The sequence below is a fragment of the Acidovorax radicis genome, assembly GCF_020510705.1.
GTDB lineage: Bacteria > Pseudomonadota > Gammaproteobacteria > Burkholderiales > Burkholderiaceae_C > Acidovorax > Acidovorax radicis_A.
In genome coordinates, this window is record NZ_CP075184.1 from 915,292 (window position 1) to 933,037 (window position 17,746).

Sequence of the window (17,746 nt, forward strand, 5' to 3'; positions counted from 1 at the left end):
CGCCTTCCCTCCAAGGGGAACACCGCCAGCGGCCTGGCAAAGCCAGTTCCGCAGTGGTCGCGGGCGACGACCGTGCTTGTGCAATGGATCACTGATATGTCATTACTCGAAGTCAAAAATCTTGTTGTTGAATTCCCCAGCCGCCGTGGCACCCTGCGCGCGCTGGACGACATCTCCTTTTCTATCGCCCCCGGCGAGATCCTGGGCGTGGTGGGAGAGTCCGGCGCGGGCAAATCGCTCACCGGTGCGGCCATCATCGGCCTGCTGGAGCCACCGGGCCGCGTGGCCTCGGGGGAGATCGTTCTGGAAGGGCAGCGCATCGACAACCTCAGCAACGAGGATATGCGCCACATCCGTGGGCGCCGCATCGGTGCCATTTTTCAAGACCCGCTGACCTCGCTGAACCCGCTCTACACCGTGGGGCGCCAGCTCACCGAAACCATCCTGGCCCATCTGCCCGTCACGCCTGCGCAAGCGCGCCAGCGGGCCATCGCGCTGCTGCAGGATACCGGCATCCCCGCCGCGGCCGAGCGTGTGGACCACTTCCCGCACCAGTTCTCGGGCGGCATGCGCCAACGGGTGGTGATTGCGCTGGCCCTGGCGGCAGAGCCCAAGCTCATCGTGGCCGACGAGCCCACCACGGCGCTGGATGTGTCCATCCAGGCGCAGATCATCCAGCTGCTGAAAAACATCTGCAAATCGCGGGGAGCCGCGGTGATGCTCATCACCCACGACATGGGCGTCATCGCCGAGACCTGCGACCGCGTCGCGGTGTTGTATGCGGGCCGCGTGGCCGAAATCGGCCCGGTGCACGACGTGATCAACCAGCCATCGCACCCTTACACCGCAGGGCTCATGGCCTCCATCCCCGACATGGAGCAAGACCGCGAGCGGCTCAACCAGATCGACGGCGCCATGCCCCGCCTGAACGCCATCCCCCGCGGCTGCGCCTACAACCCGCGCTGCCCCCAAACCTTTGACCGCTGCATGACCGAACGCCCCGATCTGATGGACGCAGGCGCCACACGCGCCGCCTGCTGGCTGCACGCGGGCGCTACCCCTGCGAGGGCCGCTGCATGAGCGCCGCCACAGCCAATACCCCGGCGTCGGGCGCGACCTCTGTGCCCGCATCCGTATCCGCACCCGCCCCGGCTCCAAGCGCGCCACTGGTTCAGGCGTACGACCTGGCCAAAACTTTCGACGTATCTGCCCCCTGGCTCAACCGCGTGCTCGAACGCAAGCCACGCACCCTGCTGCATGCGGTGGACGGTGTGAGTTTCGAGATCGAAAAAGGCAAAACGCTGGCCCTGGTGGGCGAGTCTGGCTGCGGCAAAAGCACCGTGGCACGTTTGCTGGTGGGGCTGTATGAGCCCACACGCGGTGGCCTCACCTTTGACGGACAGGACGCGCACGCCGCGTTCAAGGGCAACAACGCCAAGGCCATGCGCCGCCGCATCCAGATGATCTTCCAAGACCCCTATGCGAGCCTGAACCCGCGCTGGCTGGTCGAAGACATCATTGGCGAGCCCTTGAAGGAACACGGTCTTATCACCGACAAGGCCGAGCTGAAAGCACGCGTGGGCGAGCTGCTGCAGTCGGTGGGCCTGTCGCCGCTGGACATGGTCAAGTACCCGCACCAATTCTCGGGCGGCCAGCGCCAGCGCATCTCCATCGCCCGTGCCCTGGCCACCGAGCCCGAGTTTCTGGTGTGCGACGAGCCCACCAGCGCGCTGGACGTGTCGGTGCAGGCGCAGGTGCTCAACATCATGAAGGACCTGCAGCGCGAGCGGCAGCTCACCTATCTGTTCATCAGCCACAACCTTGCCGTGGTGCGCCACGTAAGCGACCAGGTGGGGGTGATGTACCTGGGGCGCCTGGTAGAGCTGGCGGACAAACACACGTTGTTCAAAACGCCGCGCCATCCCTACACGCGCATGCTGCTTGATGCCATCCCCAAGATGCACGACACCGGCAAGGCGCGCACGCCGGTACAGGGCGAGGTGCCCAACCCCTTGAACCCGCCACCCGGCTGCGCCTTCAACCCGCGCTGCCCGCACGTCAACGACCGCTGCCGCGCGGAGCGCCCCCAGCTGCAGAGCATTGGCGGCATCCGCATCGCCTGCCACGCGGTGGAAGAAGGGCGCATTTAAAGCGCGACGTGCCAGGGGGGCGTGTTCAACGCAGCCCCTCGCGCACCGTCATGGCTCAGCGTCGTGGGTCGCCATGACCCGCTGTGGGGCGGTGGCCGGCCTCCCTGCGCGCCCACCGGTTGCAGCCGGGCCCGTTGGTGCAGACAACGGTCCGTAGGTGCGTGTGTGGCAGGGTTTTGCTCTTTTTTTCGTAGCAGATTGCGCTTGATGTGTAAGCGCTAGAGCCCTATTTCATTCAAACTGAATGTCTTGGCGTCACACGGCGTGTCTGCCAGGGCACGCGCGCAAGGGCGGGCACGCTCACGCCATTCTCAGTTCAACCGGCTGGGTTGCATCACGCTGTAGCGGCCCGCGCCCAGCAGCACCACGGCCAGTGCGCCAAACAAGTACAGGCCCTGCAGCTCCAGCGCCCAGCCGCCTTGCTTGGTCATGGCCAACAGGTCGCCCAGGTGCACCAGCCCCAGTGCCACCAGCATGTTGACCACCACCAGTGCCGCGCCGGCGCGGGCACCCACGCCCAGCATCATCATCAGCGGTGCGACCACCTCACCGAGGTACACACCGTAGGCCAAGAAGCCCGGCAGGCCTGCTTTGTCGAGCATGCCGCCAATAAAGCCCACGCCATGCGTGATCTTGAAGATGCCGTGCAGCAGCACCAGCAGGCCGATGGAAACACGCAGCAACAGCTTGCCGGCGTCGTCGGTGTTGGGGCTGGATGTGGAGGTAGTGGCTTTCATGGTGCGTCCCTTGCGCTTTGGTGGATTGGATAGAGGGCTTGTAGTCTCGCGGGGCACTTCTGTGCGGTATGTGCGTTTGCGCACAGGTTTTGGTGGTTGTATGCCCTGCGCAGCAGTTGCTCTGGGCGCTGCTAATTCTGTAGCGCCTCGCGCTTTTCCCATAAGCGCTAGCGGCCTGAAACACCCCAAGCCAAAGCCCAAGGCGTCACGCGTACCGCTTCGCCCGCAGGTTCTCTTTCATCTGCTGCAGGATAGGCTGCAGCGAGCTGCCGATGCGCAGCGCCACGCAGGTGGCCAGCACGTCAATGATGAGCAAATGCATGAGGCGCGAGACCATGGGGCTGTAGCGGTCGTAGCCTTCAGGATGGTCGGCGGCCAGGTGGATCTGGCAGGTGCTGGCCAGGGGCGAGCCGCTGGCGGTAATGGCGATGGTGGTGGCGCCGTTCTTGCGGGCGATGTCGGCGGCATCCATCAGGTCGCGGGTGCGGCCCGAGTTGGAGATGATCACGGCGCAGTCACCGGGGCCGAGCAGCGTGGCGCTCATCACCTGCATGTGGCCGTCGCTGGTGGCGATGGAGGTGACGCCCAGGCGAAAGAACTTGTGCTGTGCGTCCTGGGCCACGATGCCCGAGTTACCCACGCCGTAAAACTCGATGCGTTTGCCGGTTTTCCAGGTGGCGGCAATGGCTTCGGCTGCGCGCTCCAGCGCCATGGTGCTGGCGGCATTGCGGTATTGCAAAAAGGCGGCCACGGCGTTGTCCACCACCTTCACCAGCACATCGCCGGTTTTGTCGTCGGCGTCCACGCTGCGGTGAATGAAGGGCACGCCCTCGCTCACGCTGCCGGCGAGCTTGAGCTTGAAATCGGCCAGGCCGTCGTAGCCGATGCTGCGGCAAAAGCGCACCACCGTGGGCTTGCTCACGTGCGCGCGTTCGGCCAGTTCGCGCACGGGCAGGCGGGCAAAAGCGCGGGGGTCAGCCAACACCAGTTTGGCCACGCGCTGTTCGGCAGGGGCCAGCGAAGACAACGAGGCGGTGATGCGGTCGAGCATGTCAGCGGCCTGGGCGGGGTTCAGAGGCCCTGTGCCGTGGCAGCACCCACACACTCTGGGCGGTGTCGTCGGCAAGGGCTGCGGTGGCTGTGGTCATGGGGCTTTCGATGGGCAGGAATTAATGTAACTGGGTTCCGGTTCCATGGCACATCCCTCCGCAAGGCGGCAGCCCCTCGTTTACGCGTATTCCCGGTGGTTCCGCTGGCAGACCCCGTCCTATGATCAGCGGTAACTACGTTACCCCAAAAGAAGGGCGCCCCATGCGAAAAATCCCCACAGGCACGGTCAAAGCGGCGATCCAAAGCGCGATCACGGGCGCGGTCTTGGCCGCAGCCGCTTCTGGTGCGATGGCGCAAGGGCAGGTCAACATCATCTGCTCGGTGCAGGCCGAGTGGTGCAACCTGATGTCCACCGTGTATGCCAAGACCACAGGCACCAAGGTCAACATGACGGCCAAGGGCTCGGGCGAGGCGCTGGCGCAGCTCAACGCTGAGCGCGCCAACCCCAAGACCGATATCTGGTTTGGCGGCACGGGCGACCCGCACCTGCAGGCGGCCGAGCAGGGCCTCACGCTCGAATACAAGTCGCCGCAGCTCGCGCAGCTCTATCCCTGGGCGCAAAAGCAGGCGGCTGATTCCAAGTACCGCACCGTGGGCGTGTACCTCGGCCCGCTGGGTTTTGGCTACAACAAGGAGCTGCTGGCCAAGCGCAAGCTCAACCCGCCCCAGTCATGGGCCGACCTGCTCAAGCCCGAGTTCAAGGGCGAGGTGCAGATGGCCAACCCGGCATCGAGTGGCACGGCCTACACCATGATCGCCACGCTGGTGCAGATCATGGGTGAAGAAAAAGCGTTTGAGTACCTCAAGGCCCTGCACCCCAATATCAGCACCTACACCCGCTCGGGCACAGCGCCGGTCAAGGCCGCCGCGCGCGGCGAGACGACGGTGTCCATCAGCTTTGTGCACGACGTGACGACCGAGGCGGTCAATGGCTTTCCTGTCGGTTCGGCCACGCCTTCGGAAGGCACGGGCGCCGAGGTGGGCTCCATGAGCATCGTCAAGAACGGCCCCAACACCGAGGCCGCCAAGAAGTTCTACGAATGGGCGCTCACGCCCGGTGGCCAGCAGTTTGGCCTGGCGGCCAAGCAGTTTCAGCTGCCCAGCAACACGCAGGTGCCCAAGGACCCCCGGATGACGGACCCTTCAAAAATCAAGCTCATCAACTACGACTATGCCAAATACGGTGCCAGCGCCGAGCGTCGCCGTCTGATTGCACGCTGGGAAAAAGAAGTGCAAAACGGCTCGCGCTGACGCGTGCGTGTGTCGGGCCCTTCCATGACAGCAGCGGCAGTGGCGTCGGCCACACCACCCTCCAATCCGCGCCACACGTTCACCCGGCCTCTGGTGTCGGTGAACCGGCCGTTGTGGATCTGGCTGCTGATCGGCTTGCTGGGATACGTGCTTTTACCCTGGTATGCGCAGCAAGACAGCAATGGCCTGCTCGCAGTGACGCGGGTGTGGAGCGACGAACAGGCGGGCAATGGCCTGCTGCAGGGGGTGCGCTGGGGGCGGCCGTGGTTGCTGCTGGGGCTTGCGGGCTTGGGGGCGGCGGGTGTGGGCGTTTTGCTGGCGGCGGGGCGCAGGCAGGGCGCATGGCTGGTTGGTGCGGGCGGGTTGGGGCTTTTGGCGCTGCTGCTGAGCGGGTTTTCTATTGGTGCGCGCGGCTGGGCGTTTGAATGGATGACGCAGAGCCTGGGCGAGCTCGGCGCCCGCCAGCCCGGCATGGGCTGGGGTGGTTTTGTGGTGTTGTCGGCATTGCTGATGCTGCTGTCGTTTGGGGTGGCGCGGCGCGGGTTTTTCAAGGGTGACCTTTTTGTGGCGGCGGCTGTATTGGGCGGTGGGAGCCTGCTCGCGCTGTTCATCGTGTTCCCGGTGCTCAAGGCCCTGTCGGCGGCATTTTTTCTGGAGGAGGGGCCCTTCTCGCTGGCCGCGCTGTGGGAACGCATCGCACAAGAACGCAACTTTGGCATGGCCTGTCTCGCGGGCGGGCAGCGCTGTGGCGTGGCGTGGAACACGTTGTTCCTGGCGCTGATGACCGCCACCAGCACCACGCTTCTGGGCGCCTTCATGGCGCTGATGGCCGAGCGCACGTCGCGCCGGTTTGCGCGGCCGCTCAATGTGGTGGCGCTGTTGCCCATCATCACGCCGCCTTTTGTGGTGGGGCTGGGGCTGATCCTGCTGTTTGGCCGCGCGGGTGTGTTCAACCAGTTTCTGGAGGCCGCGTTGGGTATCACGCCCACGCGCTGGTTTTATGGCTGGTTGGGGATCTGGGTGGCGCAGACGTTTGCGTTTGCCCCCATCGCTTTCATGATCATGCGGGGCGTTGTGCAGGGCGTGGCACCCAGCCTGGAAGAAGCCGCACAAACCCTGCGCGCCAGCCCGCTGCAAACCTTTTGGTCGGTCACGCTGCCGTTGCTCAAGCCGGGGCTGGCCAACGCCTTTCTGGTGGGTTTCATCGAAAGCATGGCTGACTTTGGCAACCCCATCGTGGTCGGTGGGGATTTTTCGGTGCTCTCCACCGAAATCTTTTTTGCCATCGTCGGCGCCCAATACGACCAGGGGCGCGCGGCGTCGCTGGCCTGGATATTGACGTTTTTTGCGCTCACGGTGTTTGCCATTCAGCGTGGACTGCTGGGCAAACAAAACTTCACCACGGTGTCGGGCAAAGGCGATGCGGGCATGGCCATGCCGCTGCCCGCCTCGGTGCGGCGCGTGGTGCATTCGGTGGCGCTGCCGTGGATGGCCTTCACCCTGGTGGTGTATCTGTTCGCGCTGGCTGGTGGTTTTGTGCAGACCTGGGGGCGCGACTACACCATCACGCTGCAGCACTTTCGCACGGCGTTTGGCCTGGAATGGGGACCGTTCGGCGTGGTGTGGGCGGGCACGGCGTGGAACTCGTTCTTCACCACCATCAAGCTCGCGGCCATCTCTGCGCCGCTCACGGCCGTGTTGGGTATTGGCATTGCGTGGCTTTTGGCACGCACCGAGTTCCGGGGGCAGGGCGCTTTTGAGTTTGCGGCGTTGCTGGCTTTTGCCATCCCGGGCACGGTGCTGGGCGTGAGCTACATCCTGGCCTTCAATGTGCCGCCGTTCGAGCTGACGGGCACGGCGCTCATCATCGTGTTGTGCTTCATGTTCCGCAATTTGCCCGTGGGGGTGCGGGCGGGCACGGCGGCCTTCAAGCAGCTCGATCGGTCGCTGGATGAAGCTTCGCTCATGCTGCGCGCGGGCAGCGTGCAGACGCTGCGCCACGTGGTGCTGCCGTTGCTCAAGCCGGCGCTGGTGGCCGCGCTGGTGTACAGCTTCGTGCGTGCCATCACCACCGTGAGTGCGGTGATCTTTCTGGTCACGGCCGAAAACGAACTGGCCACCACTTACATCATCGGCCGCGTGGGCAACGGCGACTATGGCGTGGCGCTGGCCTATTGCACCGTGCTCATCTTCCTCATGGCGGCCGCCATCGGGCTCATCCAGCTGCTGGTGGGCGAACGCAAGCTGGGGCGCCGTGGTGTTGCACGCGTGGCGCCCGCCGCTGCGCATTGATTCATCTTCCACCCTAAGAGCTTTCATGAACAACAGTGGCGCAGGTATCGTCTTTCGCAACGTCACCAAACGCTATGGCACCGACCGCGAAGCGCCGCTGGCGGTCAAGGGCATCTGTTTTGAGGTGCCCCGCGGCACGCTCACCACCATCCTGGGCCCTTCGGGCTGTGGCAAGACCACCACGCTGCGCATGATCGCCGGTCTGGAGTCACCCACGTCCGGCGAGATTTTTATTGGCGGCAAAGACGTGACCACGCTGGGGCCGGCGCAGCGCAACGTGAGCATGATGTTCCAGAGTTATGCGCTCTTTCCGCACATGAACGTGGTGGAGAACGTGGCCTATGGCCTGCGCATGTCGGGCCAGCCCAAGGAACCTGCGCGCACCCACGCCGTGGAGGCGTTGCGTGGCGTAGGGCTGGTGGGGTTTGACGACCGCCTTCCCAGCGAGCTGTCGGGCGGCCAGCAGCAGCGTGTGGCCCTTGCGCGTGCGCTGGTGCTGGAGCCTGAAGTGTTGCTGTTTGACGAACCCTTGTCGAACCTCGATGCGCGCCTGCGCCGCGAGATGCGCGAGGAGATCCGTGCCCTGCAACAGCGCCTGTCGCTTACCGTGGCCTACGTGACCCACGACCAGAGCGAAGCCATGGCCGTGAGCGATCAGATCATTGTGATGAACCAGGGGTTGATTGCGCAACGCGGCTCACCGCGCGAGCTGTACGAAACGCCGCGCAGCGAGTTCGTGGCGGGTTTCATGGGCGAGGCCTCGCTGTTCCCGGCCGTTGCGCAGGGCGACGGTACCGTGTTGCTGGGGCCTTTGACACTGCGCCCGCAGCAGGCGGTGGTGCGTGGCGGGCCGGTCAAGGTGGCGGTGCGGCCCGAGGCCTGGCGTGTTCAGCGCCAGGGTGCGGACGAAGGGCTGCTGGCAGCCCGGCTCGACAAAGCCGCGTATCTGGGGGCCGTGCATGAATACACCTTCGACACCGCGATCGGCCGCATTTTTGTGGTGTCGTCCGACCTGGATGACGTGCTGGCCGTGGGGGACGAGGTGCAGTTGGGGCTCGGTGCCCATGGCGTATCGGTGGTTGGTAGTACCGACTGAGTTTTCCCGATGCGGAATAATGGCAGCATGAACCAACTCGATGCCCTCAAACAGTTCACCACCGTGGTTGCCGACACTGGCGACTTCAAGCAACTGGCGCAATTCAAGCCCCAGGACGCCACCACCAACCCATCGCTGATCCTGAAGGCGGTGCAAAAGCCCGAATACGCGCCGCTGTTGAAAGACACCGTGGCGCAGTACCAGGGCCGCCCGATGGACGAAATCATCGACCGGCTGCTGGTGCGCTTTGGCCGTGAGATCCTGGCCACCATCCCGGGCCGCGTCTCCACTGAAGTGGATGCACGCCTGAGTTTTGATACCAGCGCCACCGTTACGCGCGCCGAACGCCTCATCGAGCTGTACCAAGCCGAAGGCATCCACATCGACCGCGTGCTCATCAAGGTCGCGGCGACCTGGGAGGGCATCAAGGCCGCCGAACAGCTGGAGCTGCGCGGCATTCACACCAACCTTACGCTGCTGTTCTCGTTTGCCCAGGCCGTGGCCTGTGGCCAGGCCAAGGTGCAGCTGATCTCGCCTTTTGTGGGCCGCATCTACGACTGGTACAAAAAGCAGGCGGGCGCAAGCTGGGACGAAGCGGCACGCGCCGGCGCCAACGACCCCGGTGTGTTGTCGGTCACGCAGATCTACAACCACTACAAACGTTTTGGCATTGCCACCGAGGTGATGGGTGCGAGCTTTCGCAACGTGGGCCAGATCACGGCGCTGGCAGGCTGTGACCTGCTGACCATTGCGCCCGAACTGCTCGCCCAGCTCGCAGCCAGCGATGCCCCGCTGCAACCCGCGCTGAACGCCGCAGCGGCCAAAGGCATGGACCTGCCCGCCGTCCACTACGACGAGGCCGGGTTTCGCTTTGCGCTCAACGAAGACGCCATGGCCACCGAGAAGCTGGCCGAGGGCATTCGCGCTTTTGCCGTGGACGCAGTCAAGCTCGAAAAACTGATTCTCGCCGCCTGACGCTGCGGCACGGCTGCCGTCTCATTTTTTAAGTCAAATAGGGCTCTAGCGCTTATCTATCAAGCGCTAGTAGCTATACTTTTTGAAGTGTCTGGCGGTTTTGGCGTTGGTGGCGAACCAGGGCGCAGGGCGCGCGGCGCACGGCGATACCCGGGGGCTTAAACGCTCTCCAGGCGCTGCGCTGCGTGCTTGGGCGCGATGATTGTTGCGGCTCAACGCAGCGGAATCCTCAGCCCCACGCGCAGGCCGTGCGGCGTTACGGGCTCGGCCACTGTCTGGCCACCGTGCAGCAGCGCAATACCTTCCACAATCGACAGACCCAACCCGCAGCCGCCCGCTTTGTCGGACCCGCGCCAGAAACGCGCAAACATCTCGGCCAGGTGCGCCGCAGGCACCCCGGGGCCATCGTCTTCGACCGCCAGCACGGCCCAGCGCCCCGGCGTGGTGGACACGCGCACCGTGACGGTGGCGCCCCGACCCGCGTAGTGCAAGGCGTTGTCAATGAGATTGTTCAGGGCCTCGCGCAGCAGCAGCGGCTGGCCCAGCACCTCCAGTTGGTCGTTGCCCTCATAACCCAGGTCCATGCCTTGCGCGAGGGCCCGGGCGGCCCATTCTCGGGCCACCTCACGGGCCAGCGCGGCCAGGTTGATGGACTGCAGGTCCACGTTCGATTCCGAGCGGGCCAGCTGCAGCAGCTGGTGCACCAGGTGCGCGCTGCGTTGTGCGGCCGCCAGCACTTTTTGCAAACGGGCTTGAACAGCGGGTTCGTGGCTTTCATGCAGCGCCAACTCTGTCTGTCCTATCAACCCGGCCAGCGGCGTGCGCAGCTGGTGCGCCGCATCGTTCAAAAATCGTTTTTCCTTTTGCTGCCCGCGCGCCACGGTGTCGAGCAGCCGGTTGATGGTGCTGGCCAGCGATTGCACCTCTTGCGGTGCAGAGGTCAGCTCAATGGGCGGCAATGGGGCGCTGGTGCCGCCTTGGGACAGCGCGCCAGCCTGGTCAATCTGCGCCTGCAGCCGCTTGAGCGGCTGCAGGCCGCGCGCCACGCCGGCATACACCAGTGCGCCCAGGGCCAGACCAATCAGCCCCATCGGGATCAGCAGTTGCGCGAGCAATTCGCGCGCGATGCGTTCCCGCACCGTCAGGCTCTGTGCCACCTGCACCCGCAGGCGCTGGCGCGACTGCGGGGTGCCATAGTCCACGTCCAGCAGGGCCACCCTGACCGGCTTGCCGTCGACCTGCGCGTGGTACAGGAAGGTCTCACCCACGGCAACGTCCATGGCCGGCGGCTGTGGCAACTGGGTGTTGCCCAGCAGGAAACGGCCGGGGGGCGATGACACCATGTAGGTGATGCGGTCTGCCGGGTCTTGCTCCAGGATGTCTTGCGCGGCTTTGGGGAAGTCCACCAGCAGACCATCGCCAATCGGTTTGATCTGGCGAGCCAGTGCGCGCACCGATTGGGTCAGCGCCTGGTCAATGCCTTTTTCGCCGTTTTGCAGCGCCAGGCGCCACGCCAGAACCCCGCCAAACAGCCACAACACAAGGTGTGGCAGCAGCAGCCACAGCAGCAGCTTGCGCTGAAGGGAAACCCCCGGAACCTGTCGCATGGTGGCTGTGTTGGAAAGGGTGTGGGAGGGGGCTTGTAGCCTGCCGCGGTGCCGGTTCAATCTGCCGGTTTGGCCAGCATGTAGCCGAGGCCGCGGATGTTGCGGATCACCAGATTGGAGGGGTCGAGCTTCTTGCGCAGGCGGTGCACATACACCTCCAGCGCGTTGGAGTTGAGCGGTGCCGCCGCTTGCCCCGGCTCCAGCGGGCTGGCACGCCAGGCGGCCAGCACATCGTCGCGGGTGACCACTTCGCCGCAGCGCTGGGCGAGCAGCTCCAGCAGCTCCCACTCGCGCAGCGTGAGTTCGAGCTGGGCCCCGTGGAGGGTCGCGCAATGGCTGGCATGGTCGAGCGTCAGGAGGCCAATGGTGGTGTGGCCCGCACCAGCGCTGCCATGGGCTTGGTTGGCCTGCGTGAATGCGGGCTGCCGCGCGCGGCGCAGCATGGCCTGAAGACGGGCCTGCAGCTCCTGCATGTTGAAGGGTTTGGTGATGTAGTCGTCGGCCCCGGCGTTGAGCCCAAGCACGCGGTCTTCCACGCCGTCGCGCGCCGTGAGGATGAGCACCGGAAGGCCCGCGATGTGGGTGCGTGCCCAGGTCAAAAGCTCCATGCCATCGGCCCCCGGAAGACCCAGGTCCAGGATGATGCCGTCCACCGCCTGCGTCTGCAAAACCGCCATGGCCTGGGCCACGCTGGACGCCGTGCAGACGTCGTATTCCTGTTGTTTGAGTTGGCCTGTCAGTGCGTCGAGCAGCAGGGCGTCGTCTTCGACAATTAGTAGCGTGGCCATGGAATGAGCATAACAAACGGCCCTTGGAGCGGGCGGTGTGGGGCTCTCAGGGAAAGCACCAATCGTTGAATTAATTATTGTAATTAAAGTAACGGCTGCGCTGAATGGCACCGGTAAGACGGCGCACCAACGGATTCAAACATCGAGGAGACAAGGGTATGTGGAAGATTTCAAAAATTGCCGCAGCGACGGTGGGCCTGGCGGTGGTGATGTCTGCCAGCGCGGGAGAGGTGGAGGTGCTGCATTACTGGACTTCGGGAGGTGAGGCCAAGTCGGTGGCCGAGCTCAAGAAAATCATGCAGGCCAAGGGCCACACATGGCGCGATTTCGCTGTGGCCGGTGGCGGCGGCGACAGCGCCATGACGGTGCTCAAAAGCCGCGTGATCTCGGGCAACCCCCCGTCGGCGGCCCAAACCAAAGGCCCTGCCATCCAGGAGTGGGCTGCGGAAGGCGTGCTGGCCAACATGGACCCGGTGGCCAAGGCCGAAAAATGGGATGAATTGCTCCCCAAGGTCGTGGCAGATGTCATGAAGTACAAGGGCTCTTACGTGGCCACCCCGGTCAACGTGCACCGCGTCAATTGGATGTGGGGCAGCTCCGAGGCGCTCAAGAAGGCCGGTGTCGCCGGCATGCCCAAGACCTGGGACGAATTCTTTGCCGCTGCCGACAAGCTCAAGGCTGCCGGCCTGATTCCGGTGGCCCATGGCGGTCAGAACTGGCAAGACTTCACCACCTTTGAGTCGGTGGTGCTGGGGGTGGGCGGCGCCAAGTTTTACAACGATGCCCTGGTCAAGCTCGATGACAAGGCCATCAACAGCGACGCGATGAAAAAATCGCTCGAAACCTTTCGCCGCATCAAGTCCTACACCGACTCGGGCGCACCTGGCCGCGACTGGAACCTGGCCACGGCCATGTTGATTCAGGGCAAGGCGGGCTTTCAGCTGATGGGTGACTGGGCCAAGGGCGAGTTCCTGGCGGCCAACAAGGTGCCGGGCAAGGATTTCCTGTGCGCGCCAGCGCCTGGCACCACGACCTCCTACACCTTCAACATTGATTCGTTCATCATGTTCAAGCTCAAGGATCCAGCGGCCCAGAAGGCACAAAGCGATCTGGCGACCTCCATCATGAGCCCCGAGTTCCAAGAAGTCTTCAACCTCAACAAGGGTTCTATTCCGGTGCGTGCCGGTATGCGCATGGACAAGTTTGACGATTGCGCCAAGGCATCTGCCAAAGACTTTGCCGACACCGCCAAAAGCGGCAGCCTGTTGCCCAGCGTGGCGCACGGCATGGCAATTGCACCCGCTACAGAGGGTGCTATCAAGGATGTGGTCAGCCAGTTCTGGAATGACGACAAGATCAGCGTCGCTGATGCTGTGAAAAAGATCGCGACCGCCGCGAAAACCAAATAAACCTCTGAGGGATTCTTCATGATGAAAAGAAACCGCCTGTTGGCGGTGGCTTTGGCCGCCGCATGCGCAAATGGTGCCTTTGCTATGGACGTAGCAGGCTTCGAGTTCAACGGTTACTCCCGCGGGGGGCCGGTATTCAATCACTCCGATGGTGTCAAAGGCAATCTGGCACTGGGTGGCGAGCTGCAAAAATACCGCCTTGGCAATGAAGGTGACAACGGCATCGAGCTTAACTTTGCACGCACCTTTGAAGCCGGTGGTGTCAAGTGGAAGGTGAACTACATGCCCGCCAAATGGGGTAGTGGCGATATCACCACCGAGCAGGCGTACGTGGAAATGAGCGGCCTGTCGTTTGCGCCCGAAGCCAAGTTCTGGGCCGGCCAGCGCCGCCTGCGGATTCAGGATGTGCACATCGTTGACAACTTCCTGCTCAACTACGGTGACAACCAGGGTGCAGGCGTCACCGACATTCCTCTGGGGGGCGCCAAGCTGGGCCTGGGCATTTTCTCGGGCGACAAGTTTGACGGCAGTTTGCCCAACGGCGTGAAGGCCAATCGCCTCAACGCCGACTTTTCAGAGATCAATACCAACCCCGGCGGACAACTGCGCGTGCTGCTGACGTCGGTGAGCGGTTCGGGCCAGGTCAACGGGGGTTCGGGCTCTGGTATTTCGCTGTTGCACAACCAGAAGGACTTCCTCTTGCCCGGAATGAGCAACGCGCTCTACCTGCAAACCTCGCGCGGGCACGCCCGGATCGACGGCGAGTTTGAGTCCATCGACGGCACATCCGCAGGCAAGCGTGTCAACCGCATTGCGGATTCGATCGGCTGGCAATTCGGCCCCTTGGGTGGCCAGGCGCTGATCGGCTACCAGACGAACAAGGCGGATCTGACGGGTGTGGAAACCAAGGACTTCTCCTTGGGTGGCCGCGGTTCGTATGCCTTCACCAAGAACTTCAAGGGCCTGGCCGAGTTGTCGACCACCACCCGCAAGGGTGCCGGGCCGGACCAGCGTCTGAGCAAGGTCACGCTGGCCGCCGCCTTGGCGCTGTCAGAAGACTTCTGGTCACGCCCCGAGTTGCGCTTGTATGTAACCAAGGCCAACTGGAACCAGGCGGCTGCGGTGGCCAATGCCGCCACATTCGGTGCCAATGGCAAGACTTCGCGCACGTTGGTGGGCGTGCAATATGAGGTCTGGTGGTAAGTCATTGCGCTTTGAGACCGGGCGCGCGCCATGGCTGCATGGCCAGGGGGCACGCCCGGCAACGAGACGTCTTTGAGTGAGAGAGAGTGAGTGAGTTAGTGCGAGTTACTTTGTTCTTTGGGGGGCACTCCGAGCGTGCCCCCATTTTTTTGTGATGCAGGCACATGCACAACCTTTTCTGTGGTCATGACCAAGAATTCCTTTGAAACCTGGCTGCCCAAGCTGGTGGTGGCCCCCGCGTTTGTTCTGGGCTTCGCGTTTATCTATGGCCTGATGGCCTGGAACGGCGTGCTCAGCTTCACGGCGTCGCGCATGTTGCCGAACTACGAGTGGGCGGGCCTTGCGCAATATGAGCGGCTGTGGGAGATGGACCGCTGGTGGGTCGCTCTCAAGAACCTGGGCATCTTCGGCCTGGGCTACGTCGGGGGCTCGCTGCTGCTCGGCGTTATCTTGGCGGTGCTGCTGGATCAGAAGATCCGCGCCGAAGGCGCTTTGCGCACCATCTATCTCTACCCCATGGCGCTGTCGTTCATCGTCACGGGCACGGCCTGGAAGTGGCTGCTCAACCCCGGCGTGGGCATCGAAAAGCTGGTGCGCGACTGGGGGTTCCCGGGCTTCAGCTTCGACTGGCTGGTGGATACCGACAAGGCGATCTACTGCGTGGTGATCGCTGGAGTCTGGCAGAGCGCAGGCTTTGCGATGGCGCTTTTCCTGGCCGGGCTGCGTGGCATTGACGACAGCATCATCAAGGCGGCCCAGGTGGATGGCGCGTCGCTGCCGCGCGTTTACTGGCGCATCGTGTTGCCCGCGCTGCGGCCGGTGTTCTTTTCCACGGTCATGGTGTTGTCGCATCTGGCCATCAAGAGTTTTGACCTGGTGATGGCGCTCACGGCGGGCGGGCCGGGTTTCTCCACCGATGTGCCCGCCACATTCATGTACACCATGTCGTTCTCGCGCGGGCAGATTGGTCTGGGCGCTGCAAGCGCCACCATGATGCTGGCGACCGTGGCGGCGTTGGTCATCCCTTACCTTTACAGCGAACTGCGGAGCAAACCCCATGACCGCTAAAACTCCCTGGGTGCCCTCTATCGGTCGCCTGCTGGTCTATGCCGTGCTGGCGCTGGCTGCAGTCTTCTTCCTGCTTCCGCTGTACGCCATGCTGGTGACTTCGTTCAAGGACGCGCAGGAGATCCGCTCCACATCGCTGCTGGCACTGCCCAGTGCCTTCAATGGTGCGGCCTGGTCCAGCGCGTGGTCCAGTGCCTGCACGGGCGTGGACTGCAACGGGCTGCAACCGTTCTTCTGGAACTCCGTCATGATGGCGGTGCCTGCGGTGCTCATCTCGACCGTGTGGGGCGCGCTCAACGGCTACGTGCTCAGCCTGTGGAAGTTTCGCGGCAGCGACACCCTGTTTGGTTTGCTGCTGTTTGGGGTGTTCATGCCGTTCCAGGTGGTGCTTTTGCCCATGAGCCAGATTCTGGGCTGGATGGGTTTGTCCAGCTCCATCACCGGGCTGGTGTTCATTCACTGCCTGGCGGGCCTGGCGGGCACGACACTGTTCTTTCGCAACTATTACGCCGCCATTCCGAAAGAGCTGGTCAACGCCGCCCGCATGGACGGGGCGAGTTTCTGGCAGATCTTCTGGCGCATCGTGCTGCCGCTGTCCACCCCCATCGTGATGGTCACGCTGATCTGGCAGTTCACCAACATCTGGAACGACTTTCTGTTTGGTGTGGTGTTCTCGGGCACCGACTCCAAGCCCATCACCGTGGGGCTCAATAACCTGGCCAACACCTCCAGCAGTGTGAAGGCCTACAACGTGGACATGGCCGCCGCCATCATCGCGGGTTTGCCCACGATGGTGATCTATGTGCTGGCGGGTCAATTTTTTGTGCGCGGCCTCACGGCGGGCGCCGTCAAGGGATAAAGAATCATGGCGTCTTCATTGGACATCGCAGGCATCAACAAGCGCTTTGGCAAGGGCGACAAAAGCGTGGAGGTGCTGCGCAAGATCGACATCCATGTCACCCCGGGCGAGTTCCTGATCCTCGTGGGCCCCTCGGGCTGCGGCAAATCGACGCTGCTCAACATCATCGCCGGGCTGGACGAGCCCACCGAAGGCGAGATTCGCATCGCCGACAAGAACGTGGTGGGCATGCCCCCGCGCGACCGTGACATTGCCATGGTGTTCCAGAGCTACGCGCTCTACCCCACGCTCTCTGTGGCCGACAACATCGGCTTTGCGCTGGAGATGCGCAAGATGCCCAAGCCCGAGCGCCAAAAGCGCATCGACGAGGTGGCGGCCATGCTGCAGATCAGCCACTTGCTGGACCGCCGGCCCAGCCAGCTGTCGGGTGGCCAGCGCCAGCGCGTGGCCATGGGCCGGGCGCTCGCGCGCCAGCCGCAGCTCTTTTTGTTCGACGAGCCGTTGTCCAACCTTGATGCCAAGCTGCGCGTGGAGATGCGCGCCGAGATCAAGCGCCTGCACCAGGCCAGCGGCATCACCAGCGTGTACGTCACGCATGACCAGGTCGAGTCCATGACGCTGGGCTCGCGCATTGCGGTGATGAAGGGCGGCGTGGTGCAGCAGCTTGGCACGCCCGACGAGATCTACAACCGCCCGGCCAACACCTATGTGGCGACCTTTATCGGCTCGCCCACCATGAACCTGCTGCGCGGTACGCAGGCGGCCGGGCACTTTGCCTTGCAAGGGGCCTCGCTCGATCTGGCGGCGCCCCTGTCCGCCGCCGAGGTGATGTTGGGTGTGCGCCCCGAGCACCTGGTGATGCAAGACAGCGCCCCCTGGCGTGGCACCGTGAGCGTGGTGGAGCCCACGGGCCCCGATACCTATGTGATGGTGGACACCGCCGCAGGCAGCGTTACGCTGCGCACCGACGCACAAACCCGCGTGCAGCCGGGCGACCACGTGGGCCTGACCGTGGCACCGGCCAACGCCCACTGGTTCGACGCGAAGTCCGAAGAGCGATTGACGGGCTGAGACGAGCGAGCCCCGGTCGCTGGGTAGCCATACGAACCCAAGAAGGGACTTTGGTCTTTGCCTGAAAGGGCAATTCAGGTAAAAAGAGGCTCCAGCGCTTATCCATCAAGCGCAATTAGCTATACAAATA

The 17,746-nt window shown here is 63.7% G+C and carries 15 protein-coding genes; 11 read left to right on the forward strand and 4 right to left on the reverse strand.

What is annotated here, in order from left to right:
* Positions 1-96 precede the first annotated feature (96 nt).
* Both KI609_RS04090 and KI609_RS04095 read left to right on the forward strand, forming a co-directional pair.
* On the forward strand, positions 97-1,080 hold the full coding sequence (locus KI609_RS04090; protein ID WP_226447383.1) for an ABC transporter ATP-binding protein: 984 nt from the start codon (positions 97-99) through the stop codon (positions 1,078-1,080).
* Positions 1,077-2,150 carry an ABC transporter ATP-binding protein gene (locus KI609_RS04095; RefSeq protein ID WP_226447385.1) on the forward strand — a complete coding sequence of 358 codons (1,074 nt, stop codon included), beginning with the start codon at positions 1,077-1,079 and terminating at the stop codon, positions 2,148-2,150. Before KI609_RS04090 ends, KI609_RS04095 begins: the two co-directional genes overlap by 4 nt.
* A gap of 311 nt (positions 2,151-2,461) precedes the next feature.
* On the opposite strand, the gene KI609_RS04100 is transcribed toward KI609_RS04095, so the two are convergent.
* Together KI609_RS04100 and KI609_RS04105 are read right to left on the reverse strand one after the other, a co-directional pair.
* The gene (locus KI609_RS04100; RefSeq protein WP_226447387.1) at positions 2,462-2,887 is read right to left on the reverse strand and encodes a DoxX family protein; all 426 of its coding nucleotides are present in this window, start codon (positions 2,885-2,887) and stop codon (positions 2,462-2,464) included.
* Positions 2,888-3,092: 205 nt separating this feature from the next.
* Positions 3,093-3,938, reverse strand: a complete 846-nt coding sequence (locus KI609_RS04105; protein ID WP_226447390.1) for a MurR/RpiR family transcriptional regulator — start codon at positions 3,936-3,938, stop codon at positions 3,093-3,095.
* Between the two features lie 347 nt (positions 3,939-4,285).
* Between KI609_RS04105 and KI609_RS04110 the strand changes: the two genes are divergently transcribed.
* From KI609_RS04110 to tal, 4 genes are read left to right on the forward strand one after another with little or no spacing between them, the layout of a single operon-like run.
* Positions 4,286-5,248, forward strand: a complete 963-nt coding sequence (locus tag KI609_RS04110; RefSeq protein WP_226450176.1) for an ABC transporter substrate-binding protein — start codon at positions 4,286-4,288, stop codon at positions 5,246-5,248.
* A gap of 24 nt (positions 5,249-5,272) precedes the next feature.
* Entirely contained in the window at positions 5,273-7,540 is a 2,268-nt protein-coding gene (locus KI609_RS04115; RefSeq protein ID WP_226447392.1) for an ABC transporter permease, read from the forward strand.
* Positions 7,541-7,565: 25 nt separating this feature from the next.
* Positions 7,566-8,636 (forward strand): ABC transporter ATP-binding protein, encoded by a 1,071-nt coding sequence (locus KI609_RS04120; protein ID WP_226447394.1) that lies wholly within the window; start codon positions 7,566-7,568, stop codon positions 8,634-8,636.
* A 27-nt stretch (positions 8,637-8,663) separates the two neighbouring features.
* Positions 8,664-9,611 carry a transaldolase gene (tal, locus tag KI609_RS04125; RefSeq protein WP_226447396.1) on the forward strand — a complete coding sequence of 316 codons (948 nt, stop codon included), beginning with the start codon at positions 8,664-8,666 and terminating at the stop codon, positions 9,609-9,611.
* Positions 9,612-9,823: 212 nt separating this feature from the next.
* Here tal and KI609_RS04130 read toward each other — a convergent pair whose 3' ends face one another.
* Together KI609_RS04130 and KI609_RS04135 are read right to left on the reverse strand one after the other, a co-directional pair.
* Positions 9,824-11,218, reverse strand: coding sequence for a sensor histidine kinase (locus KI609_RS04130; RefSeq protein WP_226447398.1), 1,395 nt, complete (start codon positions 11,216-11,218; stop codon positions 9,824-9,826).
* Positions 11,219-11,274: 56 nt separating this feature from the next.
* On the reverse strand, positions 11,275-12,006 hold the full coding sequence (locus tag KI609_RS04135; protein WP_226447400.1) for a response regulator transcription factor: 732 nt from the start codon (positions 12,004-12,006) through the stop codon (positions 11,275-11,277).
* 158 nt (positions 12,007-12,164) lie between these two features.
* Here KI609_RS04135 and KI609_RS04140 point away from each other — a divergent pair, with 158 nt between their 5' ends.
* From KI609_RS04140 to KI609_RS04160, 5 genes are all read left to right on the forward strand, one after another.
* On the forward strand, positions 12,165-13,415 hold the full coding sequence (locus KI609_RS04140) for an ABC transporter substrate-binding protein (protein WP_226447402.1): 1,251 nt from the start codon (positions 12,165-12,167) through the stop codon (positions 13,413-13,415).
* 84 nt (positions 13,416-13,499) lie between these two features.
* Complete coding sequence (locus tag KI609_RS04145) at positions 13,500-14,618, forward strand: carbohydrate porin (RefSeq protein ID WP_413463416.1); 1,119 nt, start codon at positions 13,500-13,502, stop codon at positions 14,616-14,618.
* A gap of 186 nt (positions 14,619-14,804) precedes the next feature.
* Positions 14,805-15,686 (forward strand): carbohydrate ABC transporter permease, encoded by an 882-nt coding sequence (locus tag KI609_RS04150; protein ID WP_226447406.1) that lies wholly within the window; start codon positions 14,805-14,807, stop codon positions 15,684-15,686.
* Entirely contained in the window at positions 15,676-16,545 is an 870-nt protein-coding gene (locus KI609_RS04155; protein WP_226447408.1) for a carbohydrate ABC transporter permease, read from the forward strand. The genes KI609_RS04150 and KI609_RS04155 overlap by 11 nt, the downstream gene beginning before the upstream one ends.
* Before the next feature lie 6 nt (positions 16,546-16,551).
* On the forward strand, positions 16,552-17,616 hold the full coding sequence (locus KI609_RS04160) for an ABC transporter ATP-binding protein (protein ID WP_226447410.1): 1,065 nt from the start codon (positions 16,552-16,554) through the stop codon (positions 17,614-17,616).
* Positions 17,617-17,746 lie beyond the last annotated feature (130 nt).

Bases quoted from the DNA above. Each gene is read 5' to 3' on its own strand.
- KI609_RS04090 (WP_226447383.1), top strand. From the start codon at position 97: ATGTCATTACTCGAAGTCAAAAATCTTGTTGTTGAATTCCCCAGCCGC.
- KI609_RS04095 (WP_226447385.1), top strand. From the start codon at position 1,077: ATGAGCGCCGCCACAGCCAATACCCCGGCGTCGGGCGCGACCTCTGTG.
- KI609_RS04100 (WP_226447387.1), bottom strand. From the start codon at position 2,887: ATGAAAGCCACTACCTCCACATCCAGCCCCAACACCGACGACGCCGGC.
- KI609_RS04105 (WP_226447390.1), bottom strand. From the start codon at position 3,938: ATGCTCGACCGCATCACCGCCTCGTTGTCTTCGCTGGCCCCTGCCGAA.
- KI609_RS04110 (WP_226450176.1), top strand. From the start codon at position 4,286: ATGGCGCAAGGGCAGGTCAACATCATCTGCTCGGTGCAGGCCGAGTGG.
- KI609_RS04115 (WP_226447392.1), top strand. From the start codon at position 5,273: ATGACAGCAGCGGCAGTGGCGTCGGCCACACCACCCTCCAATCCGCGC.
- KI609_RS04120 (WP_226447394.1), top strand. From the start codon at position 7,566: ATGAACAACAGTGGCGCAGGTATCGTCTTTCGCAACGTCACCAAACGC.
- tal (WP_226447396.1), top strand. From the start codon at position 8,664: ATGAACCAACTCGATGCCCTCAAACAGTTCACCACCGTGGTTGCCGAC.
- KI609_RS04130 (WP_226447398.1), bottom strand. From the start codon at position 11,218: ATGCGACAGGTTCCGGGGGTTTCCCTTCAGCGCAAGCTGCTGCTGTGG.
- KI609_RS04135 (WP_226447400.1), bottom strand. From the start codon at position 12,006: ATGGCCACGCTACTAATTGTCGAAGACGACGCCCTGCTGCTCGACGCA.
- KI609_RS04140 (WP_226447402.1), top strand. From the start codon at position 12,165: ATGTGGAAGATTTCAAAAATTGCCGCAGCGACGGTGGGCCTGGCGGTG.
- KI609_RS04145 (WP_413463416.1), top strand. From the start codon at position 13,500: ATGGACGTAGCAGGCTTCGAGTTCAACGGTTACTCCCGCGGGGGGCCG.
- KI609_RS04150 (WP_226447406.1), top strand. From the start codon at position 14,805: ATGACCAAGAATTCCTTTGAAACCTGGCTGCCCAAGCTGGTGGTGGCC.
- KI609_RS04155 (WP_226447408.1), top strand. From the start codon at position 15,676: ATGACCGCTAAAACTCCCTGGGTGCCCTCTATCGGTCGCCTGCTGGTC.
- KI609_RS04160 (WP_226447410.1), top strand. From the start codon at position 16,552: ATGGCGTCTTCATTGGACATCGCAGGCATCAACAAGCGCTTTGGCAAG.